We start from the raw sequence: 13,389 nt of genomic DNA on the forward strand, positions 1-13,389 counted from the left end.
AAAATCACCGCTCCTCCACCAGCTCGGCAGCCTGATGTTGGCGCACGCGATTGAGCAATCCCGCTAGGGTGAAAACGACAATAACGCCCGTCACAACGGCTAACAGATGAAACGGCAAGCGACCGCCGTTAAACCATAGCCAGCGGCCGATTTCGACCGAGACCGACATCACCATCAGGATCACCATATTTAGCGATGCGGAGACGGTCCCTTTCGGTAAGTTATTGGAAAACAGCGTAAAGCGGAATAAGGTCGGGAAAATCAAACCAATCCCGAAAGCATACAGACTGGTGCCCAGCACCGACCACAGCCAGACGTGCGGCGACAGCAGATTGCCGATAATCAACAGCGAGAGGCCGACCAGTTGAATGGGTACGGCACGCCAGATAAACCGCGGTTCGGTCGGATCTTTAACGAAACGCGCCACGATGGCATTCGCAACAATCACCGCGCCGAACACCGGAACCTGTGTCCAGGCGAACTGCGAAGTTGTTAAGCCGCCTGCATCGATAAGGATCACCGGCGAGACAGCCACCCAACTCATCATCGGGATATAGCTTAAAGAGATGGTTGCTGCGCCAAAGAGGAACAGCCGATTGCAAAAGACATTACGAAAATCGCGCAAGACGCTTTTGGCGCTAAACGGAACCGCGCCGCGCTTCACTGTCTCTGGCATCGCCAGCAGTAAGCCAACAAATGAGATAAAACCCATAATCGCAATGATGGCAAAAAGGACTTTCCAGTGCACAAAGTGCATCAGAGCTGCGCCGGAAAGCGGGCCGATAATTGGCGCAATCAGTACGATGGAGGTGATAATCGCCATCAACTTGATCCCTTTTGTCTGCCCGAACGCTTCCTGCACCGTGACATAACCGACGGTAGCAATAAAACAGATACTGGTGCCCTGAATTGCACGCGCGATAAGAAATTGTGTCATTGACGTTGTGAACATTGTCGCGGCGCAGGCAAGGGTAAAAATAAGCGCCCCGGTAATCAGCACCGGCCTGCGGCCAATTCTGTCGGAAAGCGGCCCCAGCAGCCACTGTAACGCCATACCGCCAGCAAGATAGAGACTGACGGCAGCAGGGGCCAGACTGACATCGGCATTAAAATCACGTACTACATTAATAATCCCTGGCTGGATTAGATCCGTCGACAGGTACGCGGCAAAGTCATACAAAATCAACGCCATCGGGAAAAACAGCGTGGCGGCATGGCGGGCAAAAAAACGTGGCATAACAAACAACTCCTTGTCCGGAGAACCCCAACGGGGAAAACGAAATTCAATACCGTCGGTAATGACGAAAGGCAGGTGAGAAGGGCAACGAGACTGCAAATGTACTGAATTTCATGTAATCAACCACACTGCCTGTGAACACACAGACAGAGAAATACTTTCTGACTTCGGGTCAGAATGTATAACGATTACAAATAGTCATCAGCACATTACACCTCTTGAATTGATGGGTTGCATAGAAAATATACACCTTAAGTGTAATTAAAATTTGCGGTTAATCAAAAGAGCGCGGTGGAAAGGGGAATATCTGCCGGGTACAGGACATGTAAAAACACGAGCCTGTTTCCGGAAAAATGTATCGTTTGCAGAAGAATAAAAATAGCCTGGAAAGCCACTCGGGGAATGGGAAATTGCCGGGTGAGAATGGTTTTGTTAGTCGCTAAAGTCAGGCCATCTTTTTCAACAGGTGATGGATCGCCATGACAAACTTCACGACCAGCACGCCGCATGATGCATTATTTAAAACCTTTCTCACGCACCCTGACACTGCGCGGGATTTTATGGAGATTCACTTACCTAAAGATTTACGTGAACTGTGCGATCTCGATAGCTTAAAACTGGAATCCGCCAGCTTTGTCGATGAAAAATTGCGGGCGCTACACTCCGATATTTTATGGTCGGTAAAGACCCGCGAAGGCGATGGCTATATCTATGTGGTGATTGAACATCAGAGCCGCGAGGATATTCACATGGCTTTTCGGCTGATGCGATATGCCATGGCGGTGATGCAGCGCCATATCGAACATGATAAACGCCGACCGCTACCGCTGGTCATCCCGATGCTGTTTTATCACGGTAGCCGTAGTCCTTATCCCTGGTCTTTGTGCTGGCTGGACGAATTTGCCGACCCGACTACCGCACGGAAGCTTTATAACGCCGCGTTCCCGCTGGTGGATATCACTATCGTGCCGGATGACGAGATTGTGCAGCATCGCAGAGTCGCCCTGTTGGAGTTGATCCAAAAGCATATTCGCCAGCGCGATCTAATGGGGCTTATTGATCAACTGGCAGTATTACTGGTTACAGGGTGCGCTAATGACAGCCAGATAACTGCGCTGTTAAATTACATTTTACTGACTGGCGATGAAGCGCGTTTTAAGGCGTTTATCAGCGAACTTACCAGGCGAATGCCACACCACAGGGAGCGAATAATGACAATTGCAGAGCGAATTTATAATGATGGATGGCTGTTGGGGAGGGAGAAAGGGAAAGAAGAAGGGGAACAACGCCTCCTTAGATTGTTGTTGCAGAATGGGGCAGATCCTGAATGGATACAAAAGATTACCGGACTTTCGGCGGAGCAAATGCAGGCATTAGATCAGCCCTTGCCTGAAAGCAAGCGTGATCCATGGATCGAGTACTAATCAGAGACTGATGACAAACGCAAAGCAGCCTGATGTGCTACGCTTATCAGACCTACATTTTCTCTACAATCTATTGAATTTGCGCGGTTTGTAGGCAGGATAAGGCGTTCACGCCGCATCCGGCATGAACAAAGCGTACTTTGCTTAATTCAGGCTGGAACGTGACGATGACCCTGCAAAGATAAAACGAGTCACACGCGATTCGTGAGAGGAAATCAGGCGCTTCGCCACTATTTCGAATTCATTCCATTGCCCGATACACGGCCTCGCCAATTTGCTTCAGTGCTTCGCGATAGGTTTCGCTGAGCGGTAAAGCGCAGTTGATGCGTAGACAATTACGGTATTTGCCGGAAGCCGAGAAAATCGAGCCTGCCGCCACCTGGATTTTCATGCGGTACAGCTGTCGCGCAACGCAGACCATATCGACCTGTTCAGGCAATTCTATCCACAGTAAAAATCCGCCTTTCGGGCGCGTAATACAGATTTCGCAGGGAAAATATTCCCGTATCCAGCAGGTATAAAGCGCCAAATTGCGCTGATAATTCTGCCGCATCCGCCGAATATGGCGATGATAGTGACCTTCCAGCACAAACGTTGCCGCCGCCATTTGCGTGGACGGCACATTAAAGCTGCTGATGGCATATTTCATATGCAGCAGTTTATCGTGATAACGTCCCGGCGCGACCCAGCCCACGCGCAGGCCTGGTGCAATGCTTTTACTGAACGAGCTGCACAACAGCACTCGCCCGTCGATATCCCAGGAATGAATGGTCCGCGGGCGCGGATACTCCGTCGCCAGTTCGCCGTAGACATCATCTTCAAAAATCACAATATCATGACGCTGAGCGAGAGAGAGAACGGCCCGTTTGCGTGCGTCCGGCATAATAAATCCCAGCGGATTATTACAGTTTGGCACCAGAATGATGCCTTTAATCGGCCACTGTTCCAGCGCGAGTTCCAGCGCTTCAACGCTGATGCCAGTTTCTGGATCGGTTGGGATTTCAATCACTTTCACGCCCATGCCGCGCAGCATCTGCATCGAACCGTAATAACAGGGGGATTCGACCGCGACAATATCGCCCGGTTTACACACTGCCATTAACGCCAGCGACATCGAGTTATGGCAGCCGCTGGTGATGATGATGTCATCGGCGGTGACTACCGAGCCGCTGTCGAGCATCAGGCGGGCAATCTGCTCTCGCAACACTCGCTGACCGGCTAACAAGTCATAACCGAGAACGGTTTGCAGATTATGCTGTACCACCCGGCTTAGCTCCCGCCAGAGTGGTTTCAGGCTGGGCGTTTCGACATCCGGCGTGCTTTTGCTTAACGGAACAATGGAACTGTCGCTATGCGCCTCCAGCATATCCAGTACCTGATCCCACTGGGTAATTTCCACCGGGCGCTGCACCGGACGTGACATCGGCGGCACTGGCGGCTGGGCTTTACGTTGTGCGACAAAATACCCCGAACGCGGCTGCGGAGTGATGAGCTTCATCGTTTCCAGCATCTGATACGCCTGCTGCACGGTGCTGATACTGACGCCGTGCTCCTGACTCAAGTTACGCACCGACGGCAATTTCTCCCCGTGACGATACAGCCCTTGCTCAATCCGCCCGGCAAGCAGAGTCGCCAGATGTTGATAACGCGTCATGCTGTACTCCTTATTTGGACCATACAGAGAGAAAAACCGGTACAGATGAGGCTAAAAAACCGGATGCAGATGTTGTTTTAACCTGTCTGTATGTTAAATAAAACTAATATTTGCATCTGTATTGTGAACTGCCAGAAGGCGGATGATGAAGCCTCTGAAAGATGAGGAGGCAGCAGATGGAATTTCACGAAAACAGAGCTAAAGCGCCGTTTATCGGCCTGGTGCAACTCTGGCAGGCGGTGAGGCGTTGGCGGCGGCAAATGCAGACCCGACGCGTGTTACAGCAGATGAGTGATGAGCGGTTGAGAGATATTGGGTTACGCAGGGAGGATGTGGAGTGAGGGGGCAATTCATCGCAGATAAACCGGATTTCTCTATAACCTTCACAAGGAAGTGGTTATTATTGCGAAATCATCGCTTCACGGATAGACGTCAGAATGAAAGCTACAGAAGCTCGCCTACTCGATTATTTAAAACGTTCGCAGCAGTTTGTTATTCCCATTTATCAACGGACTTATTCATGGACCGGGCAACAATGTCGGCAACTTTGGGACGACATCATTCGTGCCGGAAAGCGTGACGATATATCAGCGCATTTTATCGGTTCGGTTGTTTATATAGAGCAGGGATTGTATCAGGTTTCTGGTATTTCTCCGTTGCTGGTCATTGATGGTCAGCAGCGGCTGACGACCGCAATGTTGCTGATTGAGGCTTTATCGCGCCATCTTGGCGAAGACGAAGTTTTTGATGGCTTTTCGGCAATGAAATTGCGTAATTATTATTTGCTCAATCCTTATGAGTCCGGCGAGAAAGGATTTAAATTACTGCTTACCGAGACTGATAAAGACAGTTTGCTGGCGTTAATAAAACAAAGACCAATGCCAGAAAACTATTCCCATCGAATAATGGAAAACTTTACTTTCTTTGATGAACAAATTGCCAAACTCGGTGATGACTTGATCCCCTTATGTCGTGGGTTAGCAAAGTTATTAATTGTCGATGTGGCGCTTAATCGTGGTCAGGATAATCCGCAACTGATTTTTGAAAGTATGAACTCCACCGGTAAGGCGTTAAGTCAGGCCGATCTGGTGCGCAATTTTATTCTGATGGGTCTCGAACCAGAGTATCAAACCCGGTTGTATGAAGATCACTGGCGACCCATGGAAGTCGCCTTTGGTCAGCAAGGTTACAGCGAATATTTTGACAGTTTTATGCGTCATTATCTGACGGTAAAAACGGGGGAGATCCCTCGGACAGATGAAGTCTATGAGGCTTTTAAACTCCATGCCCGTAGCCAGAGTGTTGCTGAAAAAGGCGTAGATCGGCTGGTTGAAGATATTCACATCTACGCGGAGTATTACTGTGCAATGGCATTGGGAAAAGAAAGTGACAAATCGCTTGCTACGGCTTTTCAGGATTTGCGCGAGTTAAAAGTCGATGTGGCGTATCCTTTCTTACTGGCGCTTTATCATGACTATAAAAATGGCGTTTTGTCTCGTGAAGATTTCCTGAGCATAATTCGTTTAATTGAATCTTATGTTTTCCGCCGTGCAGTATGTGCGATTCCAACAAATTCTCTTAACAAGACGTTTGCCACTTTTTATAAAGTTATTAATAAAGAAAATTATCTGGAAAGTATTCAGGTACATTTTCTGAATCTACCTTCATATCGTCGTTTCCCCAACGATGATGAATTTAAACGGGAATTAAAAGTTCGCGATCTCTATAACTTCCGCAGTCGCAGTTACTGGTTACGACGACTGGAAAACAATAAACGCAGAGAGCGCGTGGAAGAGTTTACGATTGAGCACATTATGCCGCAGAACGAAAATTTGTCGGCTAAATGGCGCGAAGAGCTGGGAAGCGACTGGCAGCGTATTCATAAAGAATTGTTGCATACGTTGGGGAATCTCACTTTAACGCGCTATAACTCCCGCTACAGTGACAGACCTTTCGCGGAAAAACGCGATATTGAAGACGGCTTTAAGCATAGCCCGCTTTATTTGAATATCGGTCTTGGACAGTGCGAAAAATGGGATGAAGCTGCCATTCACGCCCGAGCCGATCGTCTGGCCGATCTCGCGGTTCAGGTCTGGCAAGCGCCTTCTCTTCCTGAAGAGGTTTTAGCTGTTTATCGGGGGCAGCCGGAAAACAAAACCAGTTACAGCCTGAGTGATTATCCTTTTCTTGCTGATGGTTCGCATAGCCGGGTGTTATTCGATCATCTTAGCGATGAAGTTTTGCGCCTGGACGCAGGGATCACGCAGGAAGTATTGAAGCTCTATATTGCGTTTAAAGCGGAAACGAATTTTGTTGATGTTGTGCCGCAAAAAAGCCGACTGCGATTGTCGCTTAATATGCAGTTTCATGAACTGGTCGATCCGAAAGGTATTGCCAAAGATGTGACAAATGTTGGGCGCTGGGGCAATGGCGATGTAGAAATTGGTTTCAGCGACCTCGCACAACTTCCTTACATTATGGGATTAATTCGTCAGGCATTTGAAAAACAGATGGAGAGCGCGTTGGTATAACGTGGCGAATAATACCCGGTAGCACTGGCGCTACCGGGTCAATGTATCAGGCGACTTTCTGTTTACCGGCAATCACCCCAATAAACTCCTGCACCTGCTTCTGTTTACGCGCTGACAGTTTGCACACCTGGCGCAGTGACTGCATCAGTTCGCTCTCCTCGGCGGCGGGTGGTTGGGCGGTGAGGACAATACAGCCTTCCATCACTTTGACATCTACCGCCGTGCCGGTGGTAAAACCGGCGGTTTCCAGCCACTGACCTTTCAGAGTGATGGCGGGAATACGGCTGTAATCCGGGTAGCGGCTCGCATAACTCACGGTTAATTGACGGTTATTTGCCGGGGAGACTTCTGCTTCGAACGGTTGTGCAATAGAATGCGTGTCAGTCATGATTACTATTCTCGTGAAATAGGGATTGTGATGAGCGGTGCGGGTGTGTTGGCGCACATTCGCACCGCGCTAAATACCTGGACATATCATCAGTAAATATGGGGAAAGTCCAGCTAAAAATTAATGAAAATAAGATGAAAATTAGCGAAAAATATAATTTTTGGTGATGTGAATAAAGCGGCTATTTAGCCGCTTTATTGGTTTTATGAGGGCGAGAAAATTAGTTTATCGCCGCGTCAGTGAGTGCATCTGCAAGGTGCAGTTGGGTTTGTTTTTTTAGATTTATATAATTTTTCAATCTATCACAATAAGCTAATAGCATATTTATTCGTTCTGTAATACGAAATTGTTCTTCTAATGGAGGCAACGGTAAAACCAAATTGAAAAGTTTATCTGAAACAAGTTTACATGTGCCATGAGAGGAGCGGTCAACTAAGCATATTACTCGAGTCTCGTTTGCTTTAAGTAAGTAAATTAAAAAATCAGTATTTAATTGATTAGTTGATATGGCTTTCATATCTTGATTAATAGTGACTTCTTTTTTTGTTATTGCTACGGGGAATGTATGGGCTAAAATCATGCCTCGGACAACAAAAATAAGACTATTTTCAGGAATTAGATGTACTGAACTCTCCAATACAGCCTCTTTTGAAATATTTAGTTGACTTTTGGAGATGTAATTAACCTTCATATCCTTTGGTGAAACCCATGGAATATTACCTTTCCAAAAATCAGGATTGTTTTTACTTGGGGTTCCGCCCCCTTTAACTTCACCAATATTTCCTAGTCTAATCCATTCCCACCCTTCCGGCAGTTCAAAAGGTTTTTCCTCATCGCTAATCGGCGGCAACGGTTTTTGTTTTTTTATTTTTCCTTCTTTCACCAGTTGAGCTTTTTCCTGCGCAATTCGTTTGAGCAGTTCAGAGGCTGGTTCGTCATTCGGATCATGCGGCACAAGTTTGCCCATTACGGCCAGTTGCAGAATGGTCTGTTTTAACGCATCCACGCTGGCTTCGGTGGTAAATAGGGTGTCGAAATGCTCGCTAATACGCGCCCAGTTTTCAGCCAGTTCCTCGGCGTTTTGGCTGTCTGTAAGCGTTCCCAACAGGGTTTCAACCAGTTGCTGATGTGCGTCCAGAGTGGTCAGGGATTGCTGTTCCAGTTGGTCACATAGGGACATGAACTCCTGTACTTTGGATACAATACGTATTTGTTCTTGGTAAGGTGGTAAAATAACAGGGATCTCTTTTAACTTAGACGCTTTTATTCCTGTTGCGGTCATGCCTGTAGATTTGTCACTTAGTTGTGACTGGAAGGGGATCGCCAGGATTTGAATAAGCATAAAAGGGCTTATCTCTGGAGTATGCCATTGAAAACAGATAGAACGTTGAGCAAGAGCGAACTTTCCGTCTAAATCAATAATCGCTGCATTCCCCAGTGGTGCTTCAGTTGTGAATAAAATATCACCACATTTAGGAAAGCCTCTTGTCATCCATGATATGTAATCTTCTTCAGATATGAATTCTTCTGGATTGAGATCAATATAGCCCTTTCTGATATTTTTTGCTGTTATAAGCCTTATACCATTTTCTTTTTTATGTGGTGTTTTTCCTCGGTAATCGATGAATTTAGCTAAATTACCAAGTCTTATCCATGACCACTTTTCGGGGGTATCGATATAATATTCATTTCCATGGATATTAGTGCTTGCTGTGGTTTTCATACCATTATTGCGCGCTAATTCTTTTTTCCGTTCTTCATTACGCTTCAGCAGCTCCGACGCCGGTTCATCATTCGGATCCTGCGGCACCAGTTTACCGCGCACAGCCAGTTCCAGAATCAGCTCACGTAATTTCTTAATGCCATATAAATCAATTTTTCCGGAACTGCCGCGCCCGGCGGTGGAACGGGTTTGCAACGCCGAGGTCCAGGTTTCCATATGATCAACGATCAGCTTTTCCACACTCATCAGTTAACCTCCTTGCCAGACAGCGCAGCGCCAAGAATATCGCGCAGTTGATTACGCAGCGTCTGGATCTCCGCCTGCTGCTTTGCATACTGCGCTAACAGCTCGTCCGGATCATGGCTAACGGTTTCCGCCTGATGTGGGTTTTTAATATCCAGATTGAAGTTACGCGCAATCACGTCATCAATGCTGACTTTCCACGCCTGCTCATTCTCGACGCGGCTGGCAAAACCATCGGCCTCGTTCCCCCACCAGTCGATTTCCGCCTGAAACTCTTCAAACTTCATCGGCTTGGTTTTACTGTAATTTTTCACGCCCGCCGGATACGGATGCTCATAGAACCAAATCTCTTTGGTTGGCTGACCTTTGGTAAAGAACAACAGGTTGGTTTTAATGCCGGTATAGGGGTTAAACACCCCATTCGGTAAACGCACGATGGTATGCAGGTTGCACTCTTCGGTAAGCAGTTTTTTGATTTTGGTTTTAACGCCTTCGCCAAATAGTGTGCCATCCGGCAATACCACCGCCGCGCGACCGTTTTTCGCCAGTACTTCCACAATCAGTTGCAGGAACAGATCCGCCGTTTCGCGGGTTTGCATCTCTGCCGGAAAGTTCTTCTCAATACCGTCTTCTTCCGTGCCACCAAACGGCGGGTTGGTAACAATGACATCCAGTTGCTCATCCCAGGAGGAAAGCGGTTTGTTCAGGGTGTTGTCGTGACGAATTTGTACTGGTACTTCAATGCCGTGCAGCAGCATATTGGTGGTCGCCAGCAGGTGCGGAAGCTGTTTTTTCTCGACACCGTGGATCTGTTGTTGCAGCGTCTGATGATCGGCGACGCTCTTCACGTATTTGTTCTTTACATGATCAAATGCGCAGGCAAGAAAACCGCCCGTACCGCAGGCCGGGTCCATAATGGATTCGCCGAGTTTCGGATCAACGCGATCCACCATAAAGCGAGTGACGGCGCGTGGAGTATAGAATTCGCCAGCATTGCCCGCAGATTGCAGATCTTTAAGGATCTGTTCGTAAATATCACCAAACAGATGGCGTTCGCTGGCGCTGGTAAAGTCAATTTCGTTCAGCTTGTTGATCACCTGACGCAGTAGCGTACCGTTTTTCATATAGTTATAGGCATCGCTGAACGCCTGCTTCACCACGTAGCCGCGTGGGTTTTTATCGATAGGCGCAGTGAGGTTTTTCAACGCCGGGAACAGATCATCATTAACGAATTCCAGCAGGGAATCACCGGTAATGCCCTGCGCGTTTGCGGCCCAACTGCGCCATAAATAACGCTGTGGGATCGGATATTGATAGTTATCCTGCTCCAGTTCCAGCGCCTCTTCCTGGGCATCGAAGATTTTCAAAAACAGCAGCCAGGAGAGTTGACCGAGACGCTGCGCATCGCCGTCCACACCGGCATCTTTGCGCATAATATCTTGTAATGATTTGATTACTGAACTGATAGACATGTTGTATTCCATGAAAAACAAGGCCTTCTGCAACATGATGGTTGCAGAAGGCGCAAAAGAGAGTTGTTAAGCAGAGCGGGGCGGTAATTGGTAGATTTCGTTTTCCAGCTCGCTGAGCGCCTGATTATACCCGTTACGGTCGCCAAATCCGGTTTTAATAATCTCCGGTAAGGTGCCCATGCTGTCGAATGGTTTAAGTTTCAGCACCTGAATACTTTCGATCTCCTGTACGCCCGCATCGGCGTATTTATCCAGCAGATTATCGAGCACGGTTTGCGCTGCTTCAGAGTATTTTGTGAAGTAGTTCCGCTTGCGCACGTTCTCGGCACGCTCTTTGCGGGTTAACGGCGGCTGACCATACACTACGTGGCAAAGCATGTCGAACGGGTCGAGATCTTTACCGACTTCTTCTGCCAGTACTTCCCAGATGATCCCCTGTTGCTCCAGCTCGTGAATGATCGCTTCTTTGCGATCGGCGTCCTGCCACTTGCGGGTAAAGTCATCCAGCGAGGCATATTCTTTGAGCAGTGTTTTGCGGGTGTAATCTTTAAAAGATTCGGTAACCAGTTTACCGTCGGCATCGTAATACTGAACACGCTGCGCAATAACGCCCACCGCTACACCGTTGACGTGAAACTTGCGGATTTTCTTCTCGTCTTCTTCCGGAAGTGGGCCGACATCATCGCTATCGGTAACCTGGTATGGTGGCACAGGCGGTTCATCAACGCCTGTTACCTGTTCGTCGTCATGTCCGCTGATTTCTTCGAGTTTCTCTTCAAAATCAGATTCTGGATCGGCGATATCCTCTGGTGTGGTATCCATGACTTTTTCGGGAATGCCATCGAAACGCTCATCGGCAAACAGTTCGGTGGCTTTTTTAAAGTCGAGGATGGTAAACCAGAGTTTGCCGTAACGTTCGTCGATGCGTGTACCACGACCGATAATCTGCTTGAATTTGGTCATCGACTGGATGTTCTGGTCCAGTACTACCAGTTTGCAGGTTTTAGCATCCACACCAGTGGTCATCAGCTCTGAAGTGGTCGCGATAACCGGGTACGGTTTTTTCGGGTTGATGAAGTTATCCAGCTGAGCTTTGCCAATTTCATCATCGCCGGTGATTTTCATGACGTATTTGTCGTTCTTTTTCACCTGCTCCGGGTTGAGATTAACCAGGGCGCGGCGCATACGTTCTGCATGATCGATGTCGTTACAGAAGACGATGGTTTTATCCATCGGGTTGGTGCGCTTGAGGTAGTCGGTAATGGTTCTGGCAACCAGTTCTGTGCGTTCGTCGATTACCATCGTGCGATCGAAATCTTTCTGGTTATAGATACGATCGTCGATCACTTCGCCGTTTAAGTCAGTTTGCCCTTTGGTTGGGCGCCAGCCTTGCAGATCAACATCAATATCAACACGGACAACTTTATAAGGGGCGAGGAAGCCGTCTTCGATCCCTTCTTTTAGCGAGTAGACGTAAACCGGATCGCCGAAGTAATCCGTGCTGGAGACTTCATGCGTCTCTTTTGGCGTGGCGGTTAAGCCAATTTGGGTGGCGGAACTGAAATAATCAAGGATCTCTCGCCAGGCGCTGTCTTCGGATGCGCTGCCGCGATGGCATTCGTCGATGACTATCAGATCGAAGAAATCTGGTGCGACTTGTTTAAACGCTTTTTGGTCTTCCTCCGGGCCAGTTATAGCCTGATAGAGCGCGAGGTGAATTTCATAAGCGGGATCAATGGTGCGTCCGCTGACTTTGGTCATTGCCGTACCAAATGGCTGGAAATCATTATTTTTGGTTTGGTCGACCAGAATGTTGCGATCGGCAAGGAACAGAATGCGTTTTTTATTTTTTGATTTCCACAGGCGCCAGATGATCTGGAATGCGGTATAGGTTTTCCCTGTTCCGGTCGCCATGACCAACAGAACGCGGTTTTGCCCGTTGGAGACGGCTTCAATGGTTTTGTTGATTGCCTGAAGCTGGTAATAACGTGGCGATTTACCGCTGCCATCGTCGTAATAGTCCTGAGTAATAACCGGAAGCTGAGCTTGTGTGTATCCTTTCCAGAGGCAGAATTTTTGCCAGAGTTCAGCGGGGGAAGGGAAGTCATCCAGCGTTATTTGCTTTTCAAGGCATTCACCTTCGGCTGCGGTGGCATCGCGGAAGATAAAGCCATCACCGTTGGTGGCAAAAACAAAAGGAACGTCCAGCAGGCGCGCATATTCAATGCCCTGTTGCATCCCTTTGCCAATTTCATGTTTGTTGGCTTTTGCTTCAATCACGGCTAAGGGAATGCCTGGTTTGTGATACAGCACGATGTCAGCAGATTTTACCGTTCTGCGTGCCGCAACTTTACCACGTACGATGACTTTACCGTCCCGGAGTTTGACCTCCTGTCTGATTTGCGTTGTGTTGTCCCAGCCTGCATTGAGAATGGCTGGCATAACGCATTTGGTAATGATGTCTGCTTCCGTCAGGTTACTTAGGTTCAGTTCCGCCATTGGGTATTCTCGCTTTTATCAGGACGATTCTGATTGTACATAAAATCAATAGCCTGGCTATGACTTAGGGCGGTATGAGAGCATTATGTTCTGGAGATAACTCGCATAATGGTGCAGTGAAGGTCGCAGTCAAGAAGGAAGTTAGGGTATAATTCATGTTGATTAAGGGGCTGAAATTTTGATTCAGCGCCCTATTTTTATGAATAAATAATTCGATA

General features: G+C 47.9%; 9 protein-coding genes and 1 pseudogene. 4 read left to right on the forward strand and 6 right to left on the reverse strand.

Going from position 1 to position 13,389, the window contains the following annotated elements; translation table 11 throughout:
• Nucleotides 1–4: 4 nt before the first annotated feature.
• The gene (gene mdtM / locus FQZ95_RS10625) at nucleotides 5–1,237 is read right to left on the reverse strand and encodes a multidrug efflux MFS transporter MdtM (protein WP_160530171.1); all 1,233 of its coding nucleotides are present in this window, start codon (nucleotides 1,235–1,237) and stop codon (nucleotides 5–7) included.
• A 479-nt stretch (nucleotides 1,238–1,716) separates the two neighbouring features.
• On the opposite strand from mdtM, the gene FQZ95_RS10630 reads away from it, so the two are divergent.
• Entirely contained in the window at nucleotides 1,717–2,661 is a 945-nt protein-coding gene (locus tag FQZ95_RS10630; protein WP_088541487.1) for an Rpn family recombination-promoting nuclease/putative transposase, read from the forward strand.
• A 241-nt stretch (nucleotides 2,662–2,902) separates the two neighbouring features.
• Here FQZ95_RS10630 and FQZ95_RS10635 read toward each other — a convergent pair whose 3' ends face one another.
• Entirely contained in the window at nucleotides 2,903–4,315 is a 1,413-nt protein-coding gene (locus FQZ95_RS10635; protein ID WP_160530172.1) for an aminotransferase-like domain-containing protein, read from the reverse strand.
• Between the two features lie 176 nt (nucleotides 4,316–4,491).
• Between FQZ95_RS10635 and FQZ95_RS10640 the strand changes: the two genes are divergently transcribed.
• The 3 genes and pseudogenes from FQZ95_RS10640 to FQZ95_RS26385 all read left to right on the forward strand — a co-directional run bounded on the left by FQZ95_RS10640 (nucleotide 4,492) and on the right by FQZ95_RS26385 (nucleotide 6,846).
• On the forward strand, nucleotides 4,492–4,656 hold the full coding sequence (locus FQZ95_RS10640; RefSeq protein ID WP_000394281.1) for a DUF1127 domain-containing protein: 165 nt from the start codon (nucleotides 4,492–4,494) through the stop codon (nucleotides 4,654–4,656).
• Between the two features lie 96 nt (nucleotides 4,657–4,752).
• A pseudogene (locus tag FQZ95_RS26380) lies at nucleotides 4,753–5,406 on the forward strand (DUF262 domain-containing protein); the annotation flags it as partial.
• Nucleotides 5,407–5,682: 276 nt separating this feature from the next.
• Nucleotides 5,683–6,846: a GmrSD restriction endonuclease domain-containing protein gene (locus FQZ95_RS26385; RefSeq protein ID WP_105288099.1), complete on the forward strand. Its 1,164-nt coding sequence runs from the start codon at nucleotides 5,683–5,685 to the stop codon at nucleotides 6,844–6,846.
• Between the two features lie 46 nt (nucleotides 6,847–6,892).
• Here the strand turns inward: FQZ95_RS26385 and symE are convergent, their stop codons facing one another.
• From symE to hsdR, 4 genes are all read right to left on the reverse strand, one after another.
• Nucleotides 6,893–7,234 (reverse strand): endoribonuclease SymE, encoded by a 342-nt coding sequence (symE, locus tag FQZ95_RS10655; protein WP_105288098.1) that lies wholly within the window; start codon nucleotides 7,232–7,234, stop codon nucleotides 6,893–6,895.
• 220 nt (nucleotides 7,235–7,454) lie between these two features.
• Nucleotides 7,455–9,203 (reverse strand): restriction endonuclease subunit S, encoded by a 1,749-nt coding sequence (locus FQZ95_RS10660; protein ID WP_160530173.1) that lies wholly within the window; start codon nucleotides 9,201–9,203, stop codon nucleotides 7,455–7,457.
• Nucleotides 9,203–10,672: a type I restriction-modification system subunit M gene (locus tag FQZ95_RS10665; protein WP_001387312.1), complete on the reverse strand. Its 1,470-nt coding sequence runs from the start codon at nucleotides 10,670–10,672 to the stop codon at nucleotides 9,203–9,205. Before FQZ95_RS10665 ends, FQZ95_RS10660 begins: the two co-directional genes overlap by 1 nt.
• Nucleotides 10,673–10,738: 66 nt before the next feature.
• Nucleotides 10,739–13,171 carry an EcoAI/FtnUII family type I restriction enzme subunit R gene (gene hsdR, locus FQZ95_RS10670; RefSeq protein ID WP_160530174.1) on the reverse strand — a complete coding sequence of 811 codons (2,433 nt, stop codon included), beginning with the start codon at nucleotides 13,169–13,171 and terminating at the stop codon, nucleotides 10,739–10,741.
• Nucleotides 13,172–13,389 lie beyond the last annotated feature (218 nt).

It is taken from the genome of Escherichia sp. HH41S, from assembly GCF_009820115.1.
GTDB lineage: Bacteria > Pseudomonadota > Gammaproteobacteria > Enterobacterales > Enterobacteriaceae > Escherichia > Escherichia coli_F.

Bases quoted from the DNA above. Each gene is read 5' to 3' on its own strand.
- mdtM (WP_160530171.1), bottom strand. From the start codon at position 1,237: ATGCCACGTTTTTTTGCCCGCCATGCCGCCACGCTGTTTTTCCCGATG.
- FQZ95_RS10630 (WP_088541487.1), top strand. From the start codon at position 1,717: ATGACAAACTTCACGACCAGCACGCCGCATGATGCATTATTTAAAACC.
- FQZ95_RS10635 (WP_160530172.1), bottom strand. From the start codon at position 4,315: ATGACGCGTTATCAACATCTGGCGACTCTGCTTGCCGGGCGGATTGAG.
- FQZ95_RS10640 (WP_000394281.1), top strand. From the start codon at position 4,492: ATGGAATTTCACGAAAACAGAGCTAAAGCGCCGTTTATCGGCCTGGTG.
- FQZ95_RS26385 (WP_105288099.1), top strand. From the start codon at position 5,683: ATGGCATTGGGAAAAGAAAGTGACAAATCGCTTGCTACGGCTTTTCAG.
- symE (WP_105288098.1), bottom strand. From the start codon at position 7,234: ATGACTGACACGCATTCTATTGCACAACCGTTCGAAGCAGAAGTCTCC.
- FQZ95_RS10660 (WP_160530173.1), bottom strand. From the start codon at position 9,203: ATGAGTGTGGAAAAGCTGATCGTTGATCATATGGAAACCTGGACCTCG.
- FQZ95_RS10665 (WP_001387312.1), bottom strand. From the start codon at position 10,672: ATGTCTATCAGTTCAGTAATCAAATCATTACAAGATATTATGCGCAAA.
- hsdR (WP_160530174.1), bottom strand. From the start codon at position 13,171: ATGGCGGAACTGAACCTAAGTAACCTGACGGAAGCAGACATCATTACC.